We start from the raw sequence: 1353 nt of genomic DNA on the forward strand, positions 1-1353 counted from the left end.
AAGGCCATGATCCCGCGGTTTCTCACGGTCGCCGCCAGAACACCGCCGATGCCATACCGGTTCCTGAAGATGGCTGAGCCTTATGCGTAATCAGGTACCTTTTACCGCTTAACGCCTGGGCTCAGCCGCCGGTTTGGAGCGGCAGCGGAAAACCGGTCGGGTTGAGCATTTTGTTCGGCTCCCTATGCATAGACAAGACGGCGGCCTTTCGGCTCTGGAATTGGGTCTCCGAATTCGCGAGCCGTATCAAGCCAAAGTTGCATTGCCTCTTGAGCATTCGTCAACGCTTCATCTGGAGATGCACCATGTGCCATACAACCAGGCAATTCTGGCACATCGGCGATGAACGATTGATCTTCTTCGCTCCAATAAATAATAGTTTCGTACTTATGCATATGCATAGCTATTCACCTGCTAAATGATATTTCAATAGTGCTTCGCGAATCTGTCTTACTTGATATGGCTTGGCCTTGTTTCCCGCCCGCTGCATGTTTATCTTTTCCTCAATTCCTTCCTTTCGATAAATGTGATGACTGCCGCGAATTCGTTCATCGAAACCAAGATGGAGCAGCAAGCCTCGAATATCATCAAATGCGATATTCGCATCCGATGTGCCGCGAAGGACTTTTTCTATTAGTTTATCGTGCTTTCCCATGCCACATCCTTCTGATCTCTAGGCGCCGAACGCCAGCCAGCATGCGCGGCTACGGAATGGAGGCGAAGCCGCAATGCAGTAGACGTCGCCGTGACTGGCCTTGTTAAGCCTTGTCTGCAGGCCACACTTTGGTCCCAATTTGTTTGAACTTACGTACTGCCAAAGCACCACGTTCGTTTCGCGCTTTGGAGCCGGGAGCGAGAATCGCCTCCTCAACTGCCGGACGCTCAGCCTCCCACATCTCAATTACTTCAAACATCTCCCTGAATCCGTGAACCCGGCACCCAAAAACGCTCCTAAGCCGCTGACCTGCATGGTAATATCGCCGAATCAGCCCTTCACCCGTAGCCTACCATGCCCAACGTCAAATTCCGCGCCAGTGGTCGCACCCTCACCAGCCATGCCGGCCTCTCGATCATCGGCCAGTGCATCGAGCTTGCCGGCGTCGACAGCCTCGACGGTCGTTTCCCCACCTCCCAAGGGGTCCGGGCCAGCGACATCATCAAGTCCTATCTGGGGCTGCTGTGTCTCGGCATGAGTGACTTCGATGCCATCGAGAACGTCCGCCAGGACACGCCGTTCAAGCAGTTGCTCAACCTGCAGAAGGTGCCCAGCACCGCCACGCTGCGCCAACGCCTGGAGAAGCTCGCCGCCAATGACCTGCAGGCGCGCACCTCCACCTGGTCCACCACCCTGCT

Annotated in this window: 2 protein-coding genes and 1 pseudogene; 1 reads left to right on the plus strand and 2 read right to left on the minus strand. The window is 55.0% G+C overall.

Annotation, left to right across the window (positions count from 1 at the left end; all coding sequences use genetic code 11):
* Positions 1–182: 182 nt before the first annotated feature.
* The gene (locus DFO68_RS15375) at positions 183–401 is read right to left on the minus strand and encodes a type II toxin-antitoxin system HicB family antitoxin (RefSeq protein ID WP_208107460.1); all 219 of its coding nucleotides are present in this window, start codon (positions 399–401) and stop codon (positions 183–185) included.
* A gap of 2 nt (positions 402–403) precedes the next feature.
* Complete coding sequence (locus tag DFO68_RS15380; protein ID WP_133484468.1) at positions 404–655, minus strand: type II toxin-antitoxin system HicA family toxin; 252 nt, start codon at positions 653–655, stop codon at positions 404–406.
* Between the two features lie 354 nt (positions 656–1009).
* Between DFO68_RS15380 and DFO68_RS15385 the strand changes: the two are divergent.
* Positions 1010–1353 (plus strand): annotated as a pseudogene (locus tag DFO68_RS15385) (IS1380 family transposase); the annotation flags it as partial.

Source organism: Halomonas ventosae, from assembly GCF_004361885.1.
Lineage (GTDB): Bacteria > Pseudomonadota > Gammaproteobacteria > Pseudomonadales > Halomonadaceae > Halomonas > Halomonas ventosae_C.

What these genes read in the sequence shown, in the direction of transcription:
- DFO68_RS15380 (WP_133484468.1), bottom strand. Translation starts at nt 655, where the DNA reads ATGGGAAAGCACGATAAACTAATAGAAAAAGTCCTTCGCGGCACATCG.
- DFO68_RS15375 (WP_208107460.1), bottom strand. Translation starts at nt 401, where the DNA reads ATGCATATGCATAAGTACGAAACTATTATTTATTGGAGCGAAGAAGAT.